Source organism: Curvibacter sp. PAE-UM, assembly GCF_001432305.1.
Lineage (GTDB): Bacteria > Pseudomonadota > Gammaproteobacteria > Burkholderiales > Burkholderiaceae_C > Hylemonella.
In genome coordinates this window covers 3,461,609-3,478,683 of the sequence record NZ_KQ483358.1, presented here as the reverse complement: position 1 = coordinate 3,478,683, position 17,075 = coordinate 3,461,609, and the positions used below count along the sequence as shown (strand labels likewise).

General features: G+C 65.9%; 13 protein-coding genes. 11 read left to right on the top strand and 2 right to left on the bottom strand.

Translation table 11 applies throughout. The features are described from left to right. Positions 1–462: 462 nt before the first annotated feature. The 10 genes from AO057_RS16645 (at position 463) to pstS (ending at position 13,334) form a co-directional block, all read left to right on the top strand. Positions 463–1,221 carry a spermine/spermidine synthase domain-containing protein gene (locus AO057_RS16645; RefSeq protein WP_057676996.1) on the top strand — a complete coding sequence of 253 codons (759 nt, stop codon included), beginning with the start codon at positions 463–465 and terminating at the stop codon, positions 1,219–1,221. 4 nt (positions 1,222–1,225) lie between these two features. Continuing rightward, a complete protein-coding gene (locus AO057_RS16640) occupies positions 1,226–3,016 on the top strand; it encodes a type IV pilus assembly ATPase TfpB (protein WP_057676995.1) in 1,791 nt (596 codons plus the stop codon). A gap of 233 nt (positions 3,017–3,249) precedes the next feature. Next, positions 3,250–3,699, top strand: coding sequence for a tripartite tricarboxylate transporter TctB family protein (locus AO057_RS16635; protein ID WP_057677352.1), 450 nt, complete (start codon positions 3,250–3,252; stop codon positions 3,697–3,699). 13 nt (positions 3,700–3,712) lie between these two features. After that, positions 3,713–5,230 (top strand): tripartite tricarboxylate transporter permease, encoded by a 1,518-nt coding sequence (locus AO057_RS16630; RefSeq protein WP_057676994.1) that lies wholly within the window; start codon positions 3,713–3,715, stop codon positions 5,228–5,230. Between the two features lie 84 nt (positions 5,231–5,314). Beyond that, a complete protein-coding gene (locus AO057_RS16625; protein WP_057676993.1) occupies positions 5,315–6,274 on the top strand; it encodes a Bug family tripartite tricarboxylate transporter substrate binding protein in 960 nt (319 codons plus the stop codon). 52 nt (positions 6,275–6,326) lie between these two features. Next, positions 6,327–7,949: a gamma-glutamyltransferase family protein gene (locus AO057_RS16620; protein WP_057676992.1), complete on the top strand. Its 1,623-nt coding sequence runs from the start codon at positions 6,327–6,329 to the stop codon at positions 7,947–7,949. Positions 7,950–8,209: 260 nt separating this feature from the next. Further along, positions 8,210–10,147, top strand: coding sequence for a S1 family peptidase (locus tag AO057_RS16615; protein ID WP_168163380.1), 1,938 nt, complete (start codon positions 8,210–8,212; stop codon positions 10,145–10,147). Positions 10,148–10,185: 38 nt separating this feature from the next. After that, complete coding sequence (locus tag AO057_RS16610) at positions 10,186–11,076, top strand: DMT family transporter (RefSeq protein ID WP_057676990.1); 891 nt, start codon at positions 10,186–10,188, stop codon at positions 11,074–11,076. Between the two features lie 73 nt (positions 11,077–11,149). Next, positions 11,150–11,938: an SDR family oxidoreductase gene (locus AO057_RS16605; protein WP_057676989.1), complete on the top strand. Its 789-nt coding sequence runs from the start codon at positions 11,150–11,152 to the stop codon at positions 11,936–11,938. 340 nt (positions 11,939–12,278) lie between these two features. Continuing rightward, the gene (gene pstS, locus AO057_RS16600; RefSeq protein WP_240480801.1) at positions 12,279–13,334 is read left to right on the top strand and encodes a phosphate ABC transporter substrate-binding protein PstS; all 1,056 of its coding nucleotides are present in this window, start codon (positions 12,279–12,281) and stop codon (positions 13,332–13,334) included. A gap of 13 nt (positions 13,335–13,347) precedes the next feature. Here pstS and AO057_RS16595 read toward each other — a convergent pair whose 3' ends face one another. Further along, on the bottom strand, positions 13,348–14,253 hold the full coding sequence (locus AO057_RS16595) for a DMT family transporter (RefSeq protein ID WP_057676987.1): 906 nt from the start codon (positions 14,251–14,253) through the stop codon (positions 13,348–13,350). Positions 14,254–14,369: 116 nt separating this feature from the next. Between AO057_RS16595 and AO057_RS16590 the strand changes: the two genes are divergently transcribed. Continuing rightward, positions 14,370–15,365 (top strand): quinone oxidoreductase family protein, encoded by a 996-nt coding sequence (locus AO057_RS16590; protein WP_057676986.1) that lies wholly within the window; start codon positions 14,370–14,372, stop codon positions 15,363–15,365. A gap of 6 nt (positions 15,366–15,371) precedes the next feature. Here AO057_RS16590 and AO057_RS16585 read toward each other — a convergent pair whose 3' ends face one another. Then, positions 15,372–17,075 carry an ABC1 kinase family protein gene (locus AO057_RS16585; RefSeq protein WP_057676985.1) on the bottom strand — a complete coding sequence of 568 codons (1,704 nt, stop codon included), beginning with the start codon at positions 17,073–17,075 and terminating at the stop codon, positions 15,372–15,374.

Sequence of the window (17,075 nt, the reverse complement as noted above, 5' to 3'; positions counted from 1 at the left end):
AGGAAGGGGAGCCTGGATTTGGTTTCTGGTTTCTTGGTTCCGCTTCTACGGAGCGGAGCGCCGCCACCGTTTGTGGAGCGCCTGCATTTCAAACCACCAGTCGTAGTCAAAGGTTGCTGATCTTTGCGCCCAAAGCGGCGGTCGCTGCGCGCCCTGCCGCGAGCGAGACAAGACAATGTGTGCGTGCTTGTCTCGTTACCGGCTGGCGCAGCCGTCGGTGGAGGCGTGCTTATACGCGTGAGTTCTCTACGACCGCCGGCCAGAAATGCAGGCCCAGTACATACGGTGGAGACTTCCCTCGTCGTAGAAGCGTAGCCAGAAGGCCAAAAGCAAAATCCAGGCTCCCTTCTCTACCCCGGTGGGGGTAGAGAAGGGCGGGGGGATGAGTGGGGGGTAGACCAAGCGACGCAGTCAAAACTCGCAGCCATCAAGTAAAAAAGTCAAAGCGATAATCCCCCCACCTTGAGCAAACAAAAAATCTCCCTCCCCGAAGTCCAGTTCTCCGACGAGGGCCCCATCCGTCATCTCCACCTGGATTCGATCTGGATCCAGGGGTCCATGGACACCCGGGACCCGACCCGGTTGGTGCACGAGTACATCCAGCGCATGATGGCCTGGCTGCTGTTCGTGGCGCCGGACACCGTGACGAAGCGCCAAGCCGTGCAGCTGGGGCTGGGGGCCGGTTCGCTGACCAAGTTCTGCGCCAAGGTCCTGCGCATGAAGACCACGGCCATCGAGCTCAATCCGCAGGTGCTGGCCGCCTGCCGCGGCTGGTTCAAGCTGCCGGCCGACAGCGCGAAGATGAAGGTCATCCTGGCCGACGCGGCCCAGGAAGTCCAGAAAGCCGAGTGGTTCGGCACCGTGGACGCCTTGCAGGTGGACCTGTACGACCACGAGGCGGCCGCGCCGGTGCTCGACAGCGCCGAGTTCTATGCCCATTGCCGCCGCCTGCTGACGGAGGACGGCTGCATGACGGTCAACCTCTTCGGCCGCTCCTCCAGCTATGCGAAGAGCGTGGACAAGATCGCCGCCGCCTTCGGCCGCGAGGCCATCTGGGCCTTCAAGGCGACGCGTGAAGGCAACACCGTGGTGCTGGCCCAGCGCACACCCTCGCGTCCCAAGCGCGCCGAGCTTGCCGAGCGGGCCGAAATCATCCAGACTCAGTGGGACTTGCCCGCCACCAAGTGGCTGCGCGGCTTCAAACCTATCGTAGAACTCTGATTCCATGAGCGCCCAGCCCAAACTCAAGAGCCTGTCCAAGTCCGAGCACGTGGGGCCGGTGGACTGGCGTCGCCTGGTCGAGTGGCTGCTGGCCGACGGCGTGATCGCCGAGGACGAGGCGCAGCGCACCATCGCGCGTTGTTCGCAGGCCGAGAGCGCCCAGCATCCGCTGCTGCGCCTGGCCAGCGTGTCCATCCGCCGCGCCGTCGACCACAAGCCGCTGGACGTGGAGAGCCTCACGCAATGGCTGGCCGGGCGCGCCGGACTGGACTACCTGCGCATCGACCCGCTCAAGGTCGACGTGGGCAAGGTGGCCGACTCCATGAGCGCAGCCTACGCCGAGCGGCATCGCGTGCTGCCGGTGCAGGTGCTGCCCAATGAAGTGGTGGTGGCCACGGCCGAGCCCTACATCACCGACTGGGTGGGCGAGGTGGAACGCCAGACCCGCCGCAGCGTGCGTCGGGTGATCGCCAGCCCGGGCGAGATCACGCGCTACACGGCCGAATTCTTTGCCCTGGCCAAGTCGGTGCGCTCGGCCATGAAGTCGGGCAGCGGCAATACGGGCGCCAGCTTCGAGCAGCTGGTGGAGCTGGGCAAGAGCAACAAGCAGCTCGACGCCAACGACCAGAGCGTGGTGCAGGTGGTGGACTGGCTGTGGCAGTACGCCTTCGACCAGCGCGCCAGCGACATCCACCTGGAGCCGCGGCGCGAGCAGGGCGTGATCCGCTTCCGCATCGACGGCGTGCTGCACCCCGTCTACCAGATGCCCATGGGCGTGCTCACCGCCATGACGGCGCGCATCAAGCTGCTGGGCCGCATGGACGTGATCGAGAAGCGCCGGCCGCAGGATGGCCGCATCAAGACGCGCAACCCCGGCGGTGACGAGGTCGAGATGCGTATCTCCACCCTGCCCACGGCCTTTGGCGAGAAGATGGTCATGCGTATCTTCGACCCGGACACCACGGTCAAGGACCTGGCCGAGCTGGGGTTCAGCCCGCACGACGCGCAGCGCTGGGAGGCGCTGGTCAAGCGGCCGCACGGCATCATCCTCGTCACCGGCCCCACCGGCTCTGGCAAGACCACCACGCTCTACTCCACCCTCAAGCGCGTGGCGACGGAAGAGGTCAACGTCAGCACGGTGGAAGACCCGATCGAAATGATCGAGCCGGCCTTCAACCAGACCCAGGTGCAGCCGCAGCTGGACTTCGGTTTCCCCGAGGGCCTGCGCGCGTTGATGCGGCAGGACCCGGACATCATCATGGTGGGCGAAATCCGCGACCTGGAAACCGCCGAGATGGCGGTGCAGGCCGCGCTGACTGGCCACCTGGTCTTCTCCACCCTGCACACCAATGACGCGCCCTCGGCCATCACGCGCCTGATGGAGCTGGGCATTCCGCCCTATCTGCTCAACGCCACGGTGCTGGGCGTGCTGGCGCAGCGCCTGGTGCGCACCCTGTGCGCGCAGTGCAAGGTGCGTGACGAGGCCGCTACGCGCGAGCACCTGGCCGAGATGGTCAAGCCCTGGAACATCAGCGGCGGCTACAAGCCTTTCAAGCCGGTGGGCTGCGTGGACTGCCGCATGACGGGTTTCCAGGGGCGCATGGGCCTGTACGAGCTGCTGGTCATCAGCGAAGGCTTCAAGGACAAGGTCAGCAAGGAGCCCAACATCGACGCCCTCAAGCGCCAGGCCGTGGCCGACGGCATGCGCCCGCTGCGCCTGGCGGGTGCCTTGCGTGTCGCCGAGGGGCTGACGGTGATCGACGAGGTACTGGGCGCCACGCCGCCACTCACCTGATGCAGGCACCTGCCTGACCTGTTCCTGACCTGTGCACCGCTGCGGCGCACATCGGTCCGCAACCTAGGGTATTCCCTGCTGACTCACCCTGTACTACCGGGGGAGGCATAGGTGTAATCCACATCCGGCATGAGTGTTATTCCGGGGCAGAATCCCGTGTGTTTCGGGCATGGCCCGTAGGAGACAAATTCGTGAGATTCATCAAGAGTGAAAAAGATTTTTACTCCGGCCTGATGTTCACCATCGTGGGTGGTGCATTCGCCATCGGGGCAACCAACTACAACATCGGCACCGGCGCCCGCATGGGCCCCGGCTACTTCCCGCTGATGCTGGGCATCATCCTCGCCATCCTGGGCGGGATGATCATGTTCAAGGGCGTGGTGAACAGGACGGAGACCGGCGACAAGCTGGGCGGCATGGCCTGGCGCCCGCTGGGTTACATCATCGGCGCCAACGTGCTGTTCGGCATCCTGCTCGGTGGCATTCCCAAGTTCGGTATCCCCGCCATGGGCCTGATCGCCGCCATTTTCGGCCTGACCATCCTGGCCAGCCTGGCGGGCGAGAAGTTCAAGCTGCGTGAGGTGCTGGTCTTGGCCGCCATCCTGGCCGTCATCAGCTACGGTGCGTTCGTGAAACTGCTCAACCTGCAGTTCCAGGTCTGGCCTGCTTTCATCACGGGTTGAGGAGTACAAGAACATGGAATTCGATCTTTTCAACAACCTGTCGCTGGGTTTCGGCGTCGCCTTTACCTTCCAGAATCTGCTGTACTGCTTCATCGGTGTGTTGCTGGGCACGCTGATCGGGGTGCTGCCGGGCGTCGGCCCGATCGCCACCATCGCCATGCTGCTGCCGGCCACCTATGCCTTGCCCCCGGTGGCCGCACTGATCATGCTGGCCGGCATCTATTACGGTGCCCAGTACGGTGGCTCCACCACCGCCATCCTGGTCAACCTGCCGGGTGAATCGTCCTCGGTGGTGACCGTGATCGACGGTTACCAGATGGCGCGCAAGGGCCGTGCCGGCCCCGCGCTGGCCGCTGCCGGTATGGGCTCCTTCTTCGCCGGCTGTGTGGGCACCCTGATTCTGGCCGCCTTCGCGGCACCGTTGACGGAAGTCGCCTTCAAGTTCGGCCCGGCCGAATACTTCTCGCTGATGGTGCTGGGCCTGATCGGCGCCGTGGTGCTGGCCTCGGGCTCGCTGCTCAAGGCGATTGCGATGATCATCCTGGGCCTGCTGCTGGGCCTGGTCGGTACCGACGTGAACTCCGGCGTGGCACGCTACTCCTTCGATATCCCGGAGCTGACCGACGGCATCGGCTTCATCGTGATCGCCATGGGCGTGTTCGGCTACGGCGAGATCATCCAGAACCTTTCGCACCCGGAAGACAAACGCGAGGTGTTCACCGGCAACGTCACCCACATCTATCCGTCCAAGGAAGACTTCAAGCGCATGATCCCGGCGGTGTTGCGTGGCACGGCCCTGGGCTCCATGCTGGGCATCCTGCCCGGCGGCGGCGCGCTGCTGTCGGCCTTTGCGGCTTACTCGATCGAGAAGAAGACCAAGCTCAAGCCGGGCGAGGTGCCCTTCGGTCAGGGCAATATCCGCGGCGTGGCGGCTCCCGAGTCGGCCAACAACGCCGGTTCGCAGACCTCTTTCATCCCGCTGCTGACGCTGGGCATTCCGCCCAACCCGGTGATGGCGCTGATGGTCGGTGCCATGACCATCCACAACATCCAGCCCGGCCCGCAGGTGATGACCAGCAACCCCGAGCTGTTCTGGGGCCTGATTGCCTCCATGTGGATCGGCAACCTGATGCTGATCGTCCTGAACCTGCCGCTGATCGGCATCTGGATCAAGCTGCTGTCGGTGCCCTACCGCTGGCTGTTTCCGGCCATCGTGCTGTTCTGCGCCATCGGCGTGTACTCCACGAACAACAACACCTGGGACGTGTGGATGGTGGCCATCTTCGGTGTCATCGGCTACGGCTTCATCAAGCTGGGGGTCGAGCCCGCGCCGCTGCTGCTGGGCCTCATCCTGGGCCCGATGATGGAAGAGAACCTGCGTCGCGCGCTGCTGCTGTCGCGCGGTGACTGGAGCGTGCTGGTCACGCGCCCGCTCTCGGCCACGCTGCTGGGCATGGCGCTGCTGCTGCTCATCATCGTGCTGCTGCCGTCGATCAAGTCCAAGCGCGAGGAAGCTTTCGTCGAGGAGTGAGTTCCTGTCCTTCCCCGACAAGAACGGCACCCATGGGTGCCGTTCTTGCCTTTTTGGAACCCCATTCAGAGGAGTAACCCAGAGATGAAGTTCAAAACCCTGCTCGGCTTGCTGGCCGTCGGCCTGAGCCTGTCGGTCTCGGCCCAGACCTGGCCGGCCAAGCCGCTGCGCCTGGTCGTGCCTTTCCCCGCGGGCGGCGCCACCGACATCCTGTCGCGTGCGCTGTCCCAGGAGCTGGCCAGGAAGCTGGGCCAGTCCATCGTGGTCGACAACAAGCCCGGTGCCGGCGGCACCATCGGTGCGTTGGCCGCGGCCCAGGCCCCGGCCGACGGCTACACCCTGCTGCTCACCACCTCGAGCACGCACAGCATCGGCCCGGCCATCAATCCCAGGATGCCCTACAACGCCGAGGCCGACTTCACGCCCATCGTCTACGTGGCCAGTTCGCCGCAGGTGATCCTGGTGCCCATGACTTCGCCGGCGAAAAACCTGCGCGAGTTCATCGACCATGCGCGCAAGAACCCGGGGCGCCTGAACTACGCCTCCAGCGGCAATGGCACCATCTCCAACCTGTCCACCGAGAACTTCAAGGCGCAGTCCGGCACCTTCCTCGTGCACATTCCCTACCGGGGCACCGGCCTGTCGATCGCCGACCTGATCAGCGGCAAGGTCGACGTGCTGTTCGACTCCATCGTGTCGGGCATGCCCCATGTACGCGACGGCAAGCTGCGTGCGCTGGCCGTCACCAGCCCCAAGCGCAGCACGCTGGCCCCCGAACTGCCGGCGGTGTCCGAGCTGCTGCCGGGTTTCGAGTCCGTCACCTGGTTCGGCATCTATGGTCCGCGCGGCCTGCCGCCCGAGATCGTGACGCGCGTCAACCAGGCGGTGAACGCCGCGCTGGCCGAGCCAGACCTGAAAGACCGTTTTGCCCGTCTGGGCGCCGAAACCACCGGTGGCACGCCGCAGGCGTTCGCTGCCGTGGTGAAGGCGGAGTCGGCCAAATGGAAAAAGGTCATCACTGAAAGAAAAATCACTGCGGATTAATGAAGCCCCTGCGTTCATGTGAATGAACGGAGCAGAACAGGACCCTGACATCATGAACTTCAACTACAGCACTCCCTATCCGAGCACGCGCCTGCCGGTCTTCGCGCGCAACGTCGTCTCCACTTCGCACCCGCTGGCCGCCCAGGCTGGCCTGCGCATGATGCAGAAGGGCGGCAATGCGGTGGACGCCGCCATCGCCGCGGCAGCGGCCATGATGATTTGCGAGCCGGTCAGCAACGGCCTGGGCAGTGATGCCTTTGCCATCCTGTGGGACGGCAAGGAACTGCACGGCCTCAACGCCTCCGGCCGTGCGCCGCAGGGCTGGACGCCCGAGTACTTCAAGCGCAAGTACGGCGACGGTGCCAAGACGCCCCCGAAGCGCGGCATCGATTCCGTTACCGTGCCCGGCGCCGTGGCCGGCTGGGTGGCCTTGAGTGAGCGTTTCGGCAAGCTGCCCTTTGCCGACCTGCTGGAGCCGGCCATCGAGATTGCCGAGCGCGGTTACCTCATCCCCGTGGTGGTGCAGCAGAAGTGGGCCGCCGCTACGCCCGAGCTGCAGGGTGTGCCGGGTTTTGCCCAGAGCTTTCTCCCATGGGGCCGTGCGCCCCAGGTGGGCGAGCTGTTCCAGTTCAAGGCTGCGGCGCGCGCGCTGCGCGCCATCGCGCAGAGCAAGGGCGAGGCCTATTACCGCGGCGAGATCGCCCAGGCCCTGGCGACCTTCGCTGCCGAGTGCGGCGGCGTCCTGAAGGCCAGCGACCTGGCCGCTTACCAACCGGAGTGGGTGTTGCCCCTGGCCAAGAACTACCGCGGCCACACCCTGCACGAGATCCCGCCCAATGGCCAGGGCATCGCCGCACAGATGGCGCTGGGCATCCTCGACAAGTTCGACCTGGGCTCGCTGCCCGTGGACAGCGTGGACTCGCAGCACCTGCAGATCGAGGCCATGAAGCTGGCCTTCGCCGACGTCTACCGCTACGTGGCCGAGCCCTCGGCCATGCAGGTCACGCCGGAGCAGATGCTCGACGACGCCTACCTGAGCAGCCGTGCCAAGCTCATCGACATGAAAAAGGCGCAGGACTTCAAGGCCGGCAACCCGGTCAAGGGCGGCACCATCTACCTGACCGCGGCCGACGAGAACGGCATGATGATCAGCTTCATCCAGAGCAACTTCATGGGCTTCGGCTCGGGTTGCGTGGAGCCCACCTTCGGCATCAGCCTGCAGAACCGCGGCCACGGCTTCAACGTGGACCCGGCCGGCAACAACACGGCCAACCTGGTGGCGCCGGGCAAACGCCCCATCCACACCATCATCCCGGCCTTCCTCACGAAGGACGGCCAGCCGGTGATGAGCTTCGGCGTGATGGGCGGCAATATGCAGCCCCAGGGCCACCTGCAGACCCTGGTGCGCATGCTGGACTACGGCCAGAACCCGCAGACCGCCTGCGACGCGCCGCGCTGGCGCTACAACGCGGGCTTCGAGATCAACGTCGAGGCGACCATGAACCCGGCCACCGTGCAGGGCCTGTCGGCGCGCGGCCACCGCATGGAAGTCATCAACGACTCCTACCAGGACTTCGGCGCCGGCCAGTTCATCTGGCGCGCCGGTGATCCCAAAGTGCAGGGGTACGTGGCCGCCAGCGACGCACGCCGCGACGGCCAGGCGGCCGGTTTCTAGGCTGCCAGGCCCTCGCGCAGCGCGGCCTCTTCGCCGCGCTGCCGCGCCGGTGCAAGCAAGCGTAACGTTGGGCATTTGGCGCCGGGTGCTCTGCTAGACTTTGAACGAGAGTCGGTTTCATCGTCCAACCTCGCGTCTTGTCGGCGTGAAGTCCTAGCAGGGAATACAAATACATGACAACCCCTTACCTGAAACAATGGTCCCTGGTGTGCTCCCGCTTCAGTCGCTGGAGCCTTGCCGGATTGATCGCCATCGCGGGCATGGCACTGCCCGTTCGGGCCGAGGAGCTGGGCAGCAAGGTGCTGACGGCCCTGCGCAAGGCGACGTACGAAGTGGTGCTGGAGAAGCCGACGACCGATTCCCTGAGTTACGAGAAGGAGCTGCCCTTCGATCTGTTGCCCTTCCGTGAACGCAACGACAAGTACCAGTCCATCGGGACGGCCTTCGCCCTGGGGGGCGGCCAGTATGTCTCGGCCGCGCACGTGATGGTGCTGGCTTCCGATAGCGTGCGCCGCCGCATCCATCTGCGCGACCCGAACGGCCGGATCGTCCAGCTCGATCGGGTCCTGAAGTATTCGATGGCGCGGGATTTCATTGTCTTTACGCTCAAGGATTACCGGTCTGAGGGGGTGCTGCACACCAACCCGGCCGCGAAAAGGAACGACAAGGTCTTTGCGGTCGGCAACGCACTGGGCGACGGCATCATCGTGCGCGACGGGCTGTACACATCGGACACGCCCGAGGAGGAGGATGGCCGCTGGAAATGGCTGCGCTTCTCGGCCGCAGCTTCGCCCGGCAACAGCGGCGGGCCGCTGGTGGATCGCGACGGCCGTGTGCTTGGTGTGGTGCTGCGCAAATCACAGAACGAAAACCTGAATTTCGCCCTGCCGATCAGCGAGGTGCTGAAGGCGCCGGCAGACAAGGCCGAAGTCCGGTCCAAGGCGATCTTCAAGCTCGACAACACCGACCATACCCTGATGGGCAAGATGGACGAGACGCTGGACCTGCCCATGGGCTACGTGGAGTTCGGGCGCGCACTGCAAGCCCGTCTGAAGAATTTCTCGCTGTCGTTGTCAGACCGGTTCAAGACCACTTACCGTGACGAGATGTTCCCGCAGACAGCCGGCGCGCAGGCGCTGCTGTACCGCACCAACATCGCGGCGAATTTCCCGCGCATGGTGTCCAAGCAGCGCGACGGCACCTGGGATGCCGTCGCACCCAGCGAACGGCGCGAAGCCGAGATCGGCCGGAACGGGAAGCTGGCTTTCGGCAAGATGGGCAACTTCCTCTACCTGCGCATGAAGACCCCTGACGATGCTTCGGTGACGCAACTGCAGAAGGATTCCAAGCGTTTCATGGACCTGGTGCTGCGCGGACTGTATTTCAGCCGGGCCTTTGGTGCCGAGCGGGTGCGCATCACCTCGCTGGGGGCCGCGAAGGAGGAAGCGGTGCACGTCGATGGCTATCAACGCAAGTGGCAGGTGCGGCGCTGGACCATCGAGCACAGCGACGAGAAGATCGTTGCCTACGCGCTGCCCCAGCCTGACGGTTTTGCCATCCTCGTCAATGCCGCCGACGAATTCACCAGCTACATGTTCGAAGAGGACATGAAGACGCTGGCCGACTATGCCTTTGTTACCTACTACGGAACCCTGAAGCAGTGGCAGGAGTTCCTGTCGGCGCGCGACATGTTGCCGGCCGTCTTCGAGTCCATCGAGCTTGAAACGGACTATGGCAAGAAATTCACCTACCGCTCCAGGCGCATGACGTTTTCCTACACGTCCGACCTGATGAAAGTCACCGAAAACAGCGACCTGCATCTCAAGCCGTCCTATTTCAAGGAAAACGACCGTGTGGTCTGGGACGTCAGCTCGGTCCTGGCAGGTGAGGACAAGGATACGTCGACCTACGTACTGATCAACCGTCATCCGCGGCCGCCCGAGACCATGCCCGACGCGGATCGCCTGACCTGGGAGTCGGTGGCGAATGCGCGCACGCCGTATACCGGTGTGGCTTTCTCGGACAAGACCCGCACGGTGATTGCCAGCGCTCATGCGCCGCAGCAAACCCGGGGGGAACTGTCCCAGTTGCCCTTGCTCTACAGCGTGGCCTATTCCGTCGATAGCGCAGTGGAAAAAGACCTGATGGTCCAGCGCCTGGGCATCTTTCGACAGGGCCTGCAGATCAACGGGCGATAACGGTGCTGCCGCGCAGGCCCGGGTGCAAGTGCTGACCGATGACCGGGGTACCAGGTCTTGTTTTGGCCGTCCTGGGCGCCATCGCCTTCAGCGGCAAGGCCATCATCGTCAAGCTGGCCTACCGCCACGGGGTAGATGCGGTCACGCTCATCATGTACCGCATGCTGTTCGCGCTGCCGCTCTTCCTGGCCATGGCCTGGTGGGCCGGTCGCAATCGCCCAGCGCTCGAACGGCGGGACTGGCTGGGCGTGCTGGGCCTGGGCTTTTGCGGCTATTACCTGGCCAGCTTCCTGGACTTCGCGGGGCTGGCCTGGATCACGGCGTCGCTTGAGCGCCTCATCCTCTATCTCACGCCCACCATCGTGCTGCTGCTCGGCTACCTGCTGTACGGCCGGCGCATCAGCCGCGCCCAGGCCGGCGGCATGGGGATCAGCTACCTGGGCGTGCTGCTGGTGTTCGGCCGCGAGGTGACGCTGGCCGGGGCCGATGTGGCCTGGGGTTCGCTGCTGGTTTTCCTGAGCGCCGTCAGTTATGCGGTCTACCTGAGCTACAGCGGCGAACTGGTGCGGCGCCTGGGCTCGCTGCGCCTGGTCGGGCTGGCGACCAGCGTGGCGTGCGGGCTGTGCCTCTTGCAATTCGCCTTGTTGCGACCGCTGTCGGCGGCGCAGGTGGCCCCCGAGGTGCTCTGGCTTTCCCTGCTCAATGCCACGGCCTGCACGGCGGTGCCGGTGCTGCTGGTCATGATGGCCGTCGAGCGCATCGGTGCCGGCGCTGCGGCGCAAGCCGGCATGGTGGGGCCGATGTCCACCATTCTCATGGGCGTCTGGCTGCTGGGCGAACCCTTCACCGGCTGGGTGGTGGCGGGCACGGCGCTGGTGCTGGCCGGCATCTTCGTCTTCAGCCGGGCGGCGCGCCTGCCTGTCGACTGAAGGCCTGACCACGGCGGGGACTCGACAGTAAACGTATCATCGTCACCATTCATTTTTCAGACAGGACAACATCATGGATCTCGGAATCAAAGGCAAGTGGGCACTGGTCGGCGGCGCGAGCAAGGGCCTGGGCTACGGCTGCGCACAGGCGCTGGCGCGTGAAGGCGTGAACGTGGTGATCGTGGCGCGCGGCGCCGAGGCGTTGAATGCGGCAGCGGCCAGCCTCAAGGCCGAGGCCCCGGGGGTGCAGGTCATCGCCGTGCCGGTGGACATCACCACCGTGGCCGGCCGTGAAGCCATCTTCGCCCAGCGCAAGGACTTCGACATCGTGGTCACCAACGCCGGTGGCCCGCCGCCCGGCGACTTCCGCGACTGGGACCGTGACGCCTGGATCAAGGCGGTGGACGCCAACATGCTCACCCCCATCGAGCTCATCAAGGCCACGGTGGACGGCATGGCCGCACGGGGTTATGGCCGCATCGTCAACATCACCTCCAGCGCGGTGAAGGCGCCGATCGACATCCTGGGTCTGTCCAACGGCGCGCGCAGCGGCCTGACCGGTTTCGTGGCCGGCGTGGCGCGCAATGCCCGGATCGCGGCCAAGGGCGTGACCATCAACAACCTGCTGCCCGGCGCCTTCGATACCGACCGCCTCAAGCACACCATGGCGGGTGCGGCGCAGAAGACCGGCAAGCCCATCGAAGACATCGCCAACGCGCGCCGCATGACCATCCCGGCCCAGCGTTTCGGCACCCCCGAGGAGTTCGGCGCCATCTGCGCCTTCCTGTGCAGCCAGTACGGCGGCTACATCAACGGCCAGAACGTGCTGGCCGACGGTGGCGCCTATCCCGGCACGTACTGAGCCGGTTCAGCCCGGCGCGGCCAGCGCCGCATGACGGGGCATCCAAGTCGCCTTCGTTCCCCGCCGCACATCGCCATGGCGCGGCTGCGTGATGAGATGTGTGTCCCTGTCTGATCCGGGGGCGAGGGTTTTCCCTTGGTTCTTTTAGAATGCGGACGCGGGTATCTGCTTTTTGCAGTTCGCCTGCGCCCCCAGAGCTGTGCCTGACGCGGGTCAGGCCAGTCAGTCCGACCACCCCCTGTCATCCCTGTCTGACCGCACCCTGGCGCAGGACATGATGTTCCGGTCCCGTTTTGCGGACCGGGTGGGCGTGTTCATGAATGCTTGGAATTGAAGAATGATGAAACAGAAGATATCGTTGGGACTTGCCGCCGCATGGCTGGCCGCGACCGCCTGCGGCGCCTGGGCCGATACTTTCACCGGCGCCGGTTCATCCGCCGCGGCGCCGATCTACCGCAGTTGGGGCGCTGCCTATGAGAAGGCCACCAGCCACAAGCTGGTCTATGAATCGGCAGGCTCCTCGGCAGGTGTGCGCAAGATCAAGGCGCGCGAGGTGGGTTATGGCGCGACCGACGTCGCACCGACCCGCGCCGAGCTGGACAAGGACGGGTTGCTGGTGTTTCCGATCGCCATCACGGGCATCACACCCGTGGTGAACCTGCCCAGGATCGCCGACGGCCAACTGCGATTGAATGGCGCCGTGCTGGCGCGCATCTTCATGGGGCAGCTCAGCCAGTGGAATGCGCCCGAGATCGTCCAGCTCAACCCGGGCCTGGCCCTGCCCAATCTGCCCATCAAGGTCATCGTGCGCAGTGATGGCTCGGGCACCACCTACAACTACACCGACTACCTGGCCAAGGTGCATCCGGACTGGCAGGCGCAGTTTGGCGTCAAGAGCAGCATCACCTGGCCCGGACATTTCATTGCTGCGAAAGGCAGCGAGGGGGTCTCCAAGGCGGTGCGCGAGACGGTGGGTGGCATCAGCTATGTCGACTTTGGTTATGTGCGCGAATACCAGCTCACCCCGGTGCAGCTGGCCGATGCCACCGGCGAGTTCCTGAATCCGTCCAGCGAAAGCTTCCGCACCGCGCTGTCGGCCAGTGACTGGGTCAGCAGCGGCAACTTCACGACGACGCTGACCCACATGAACCGGCGCGGTGCCTGGCCCATCACCATGGCTACTTTCGCCGTTGTGCCGCTGGTGGCCGACAAGCCGCAGGACATCCTGCCCGCCCTGAAGTTCTTCGCCTGGTCCTTCATGCACGGTGACGAACTGGTGCAGCAGAGCAGTTTCGTGCGCTTGCCCACCCGCGTGCAGGCGGCGGCCTTCAGGATCATTGCGTCCGTCAAGGACAAGACCGGCAACCCGATCGGCATGCAGGTCACGGGATTCTGAACCTGTGCGGCCTTCAGCGCCGCGCCGATGACACCACGATGCCGCAGACGATGAGCACGAAGGCGGCGCCGTGGTACAGCTGCGGCAGTTCGCCCAGCAGGGCGGCGGACATCAGCGCCGCGAGCAGGGGCGTGAGGTTGCCGAAGAAGCTGGCCACCGTGGGGCCGGCGCGTTGCACGCCGATGCCCCAGGCGCGGTAGGCCAGCAAGGCCGGCCCCACGGCCACGAAAACCAGGGCCGCCAGCAGCGGCCAGCCCCAGGTGATGGGCTGCTCCACCACGGCCCACTCACCGGCGGCAAAGAGGGCCGACCAGACCAGGCCAAAGACGATCTGCGCCATCAGGAAAGCGGCCCAGTCGCCGCGGATGGTGGTCGGCTCGCCCCCCGGGCGCGCCAGCATCCAGCTGTAGAAAGCCCAGCAGATGGACGCGATCAGGATGTAGATGTCGCCCGGCAGCAGCTGGACCTGCAGCAGGGTGTCGAGCTGGCCGCGGCTGAGCACCAGCAGCACGCCGCTGATCGACAGCAGGGCGCCCAGCAGCTGGCGCCTGGACACCGGCGCTGCGAAGAACAGGCGGCCGATGAGCTGCATCCAGATCGGCATGCTGGCGGCCACCAGGGTGACGTTGATGGGCGAGGATGTCTTGAGCGCCAGGTACTGCAGCGCGTTGTAGGCCCCCACGCTGAGCAGGCCCAGCATGGAGAAGCGCCGCCAGTGTTTCCACATCCCGCTGTCGCGCTTGAGGACCCAGGCCGCCAGGGGCAGCAGGATCAGGCCGGCCAGCGCCCAGCGCAGCAGGTTGAGCATCATGGGCGGCACGAGTTCGCCCACCATGCGGCCCACCACGGCGTTGCCCGCCCACATCAGGGGCGGGACGGTCAGGAGCAGGGCGGTGGAGGGGCTGAGACGGGTGTGCATGGGTTGGCACTGTAGCAAGCCCCGGGCCGGGGCGCTGTCGCCCAGGTCGTTTGGCCCTGCTGCCGGCGGGCAGTCGTATGCTCACGTAGAATTTTGCGCAACACAAGGAGACAGACATGAGCCAGTTCAAATCCCGCGCGGTGCGCATCAATCAGCACGGTGGCCCCGAAGAAATGAAGATCGCCGAGGTGATGGTGGGCGAACCCGGCCCCGGCGAGATCCGCATCCGCCACAAGGCCTGCGGCCTGAACTTCCTCGACGTCTACCAGCGTACCGGCGTCTATCAGCTGCCCATGCCGCTGCAGCTGGGCATGGAGGCCTCGGGCATCGTCGAGGCGGTGGGCGAGGGCGTGACGCACCTGAGGGTGGGCGACCGCGCCGCCTATGCCAGCCAGCCGCCCGGCGCCTATTGCGAACTGCGCGTGATGCCGGCCAAGTGCGTCTGCAAATTGCCCGACAACATCGACTTCGAGACCGGCGCGGCCATGATGCTCAAGGGCCTGACCGTGCAGTACCTGCTGAACAAGACACGCCCGGTCGAGGGCTTGCAGCCCGGCGATCACATCCTCTTCCATGCGGCTGCCGGCGGCGTGGGCCTGATCGCCTGCCAGTGGGCCCGCGCCCTGGGCCTGCAGCTGATCGGCACCGCCGGTTCGGACGCCAAGTGCGAACTTGCCCGGGCCAACGGCGCGGCGCACGTGATCAACTACGCGACCGAGGACTTCCAGGCGCGCGTGAAGGAGATCACCGGCGGCAAGGGCGTGAAGGTGGTGTACGACTCGGTCGGCAAGGACACCTGGGACAAGTCGCTGGACTGCCTGCGCCCCTTCGGCCTGATGGCCAGCTTCGGCAATTCCTCGGGCGTGGTGCCGCCCTTTGCGCCGGGCAGCCTGGCGGCCAAGGGCTCGATCTACGTGACGCGCCAGACCCTGTTCACCCACATCGCCACGCGCGAGAGCACGCAGGCCATGGCCGACGACCTGTTCGCCATGGTGGGCAGCGGCAAGGTGAAGATCAACATCGCGCAGCGCTACCCGCTGGAGCAGGTGCAGCAGGCGCACCGCGACCTGGAAGCCCGCAAGACCACGGGCAGCACCATCCTGACGTTGTAAGCAGCGCTAGAGCTCGTCGTCCTCGTGCCGGTGGCTGCGCCAGATGGCCCGGCCCAGCCAGAGCGCGCCGATGCCCGCGCCCAGGAAACCCAGCAGGCCGAAGGCCGGCAGGCCCAGCAGGGTGGGGCCGCCGCCCACCGTCATGACGATGGAGGAGCCGATGATGAGCGCCGCAATGATCAGCGCCAGCGAGAGCCGGTTGGCCGCGCGGTCGAGCTGCTTGCCCACGTGGCGCAGCGAGCGGCTCTCGATGTCCAGCCCCATGCGTCCCTGGCGCGCGCGGCGCAGGAGATGCGAGAGGTCCTGTGGCAACTGCTCGGCCACTTCCATCAGGCGCAGCCAGGAACCCCAGACGCGCCCCGCCATCGCCCGGGGCCGATAGCGCGCGCGCACCACCTGCTGCAGCAGGGGCAGGGCCTCGCCGGCCATGTTGAAGTCCGGGTCCAGGCCACGGCCCAGGCCCTCCAGCGTGATGAAAGCCTTGATCAGCAGGGCCAGGTCGGCGGGCAGGGCGAGGTGGTTTTCGCGCAGGATGGCTGTCACGTCCACCAGCATGCGGCCCAGGCTCAGCTCGGCCAGCGGGGTGCCGTGGTACTGGTCGAGGAAGGCTTCGATATCGCTTTCCAGCCGTTCCACCGGCACGGTCTGGCCGTCGCGTGTCCAATCCAGCAGCACGTCCACCACCGTTTGCGGCTCGCGTTGCACCAGGCCCAGCAGCAGCTTGAGCAGCTGCTGGCGCCGGCGCATGGAGAGGTGGCCCACCATGCCGAAATCGATGAAGGCCAGCCGGTTGTCCGGCAGGTAGAAGACATTGCCGGGGTGCGGATCGGCGTGGAAGAAGCCGTCTTCCACGATCATCTTGAGCACGGCCTGGGCACCACGCCGGGCGAGCAGCCGGCGGTCCAGCCCGGTGGCGTCGAGCCGGGCCAGGTCGTGGCCGGCGATGCCCTCCACGTAGTCCTGCACATTGACGCGCTCGCGGGTCCAGGCCCAGTGGATGTGGGGGATCTGCACGAAGGGCAGGGTCGCCATGTTGCGGGCCAGGCGCTCGGCATGGCGGCATTCGCTGGCCAGATCCAGTTCGCGCTGCAGTGAGCGGCCGAACTCGCGCAGCAGCTGGCGCGGGCGGTAGGGGGCAAGCGCCGGCAATTCGATTTCAGCCAGCGCGGCCAGGCGGTCGAGCAGGCGCAGGTCGGCCTCGATCACTTCGCGGATGCCGGGGCGGCGGATCTTGACGATGACCTCACTGCCGTCGGCCAGCCGCGCGCGGTGCACCTGGGCGATGGAGGCGGCCGCCAGCGGCTCGGGGTCGAAGCGGGCGAACACGGCCTCGGGCTCGTCGCCCAGGTCTTCGCGCAGTTGTGCACGCAGCGCGTCCAACGGCAGGGCCGGCACATGGCTGTGCAGTTTCTCGAATTCGGCGATCCACTCGGGGCCGAACATGTCGGCCCGGCCGGCCAGGATCTGGCCGAGTTTCACAAAGGTGGGGCCCAGTTCCTCCAGGGCCTGGCGCAGCTGCACGGGGGGGGAGAGGTGGGCCAGATCGGCGGCGTGGTCCCAGTGCAGGCGGTGACCGGCCTTTTCCAGCACATCGGCCAAGCCCCAGCGGCGCACCAGTTCGCCCAGGCCGTGGCGCACCAGCACACCGGCGATCTCGTTGAGGCGGCCCAGATTGCTGCGCCTGACACCGTGGACCGCTGAAGTGTTCAT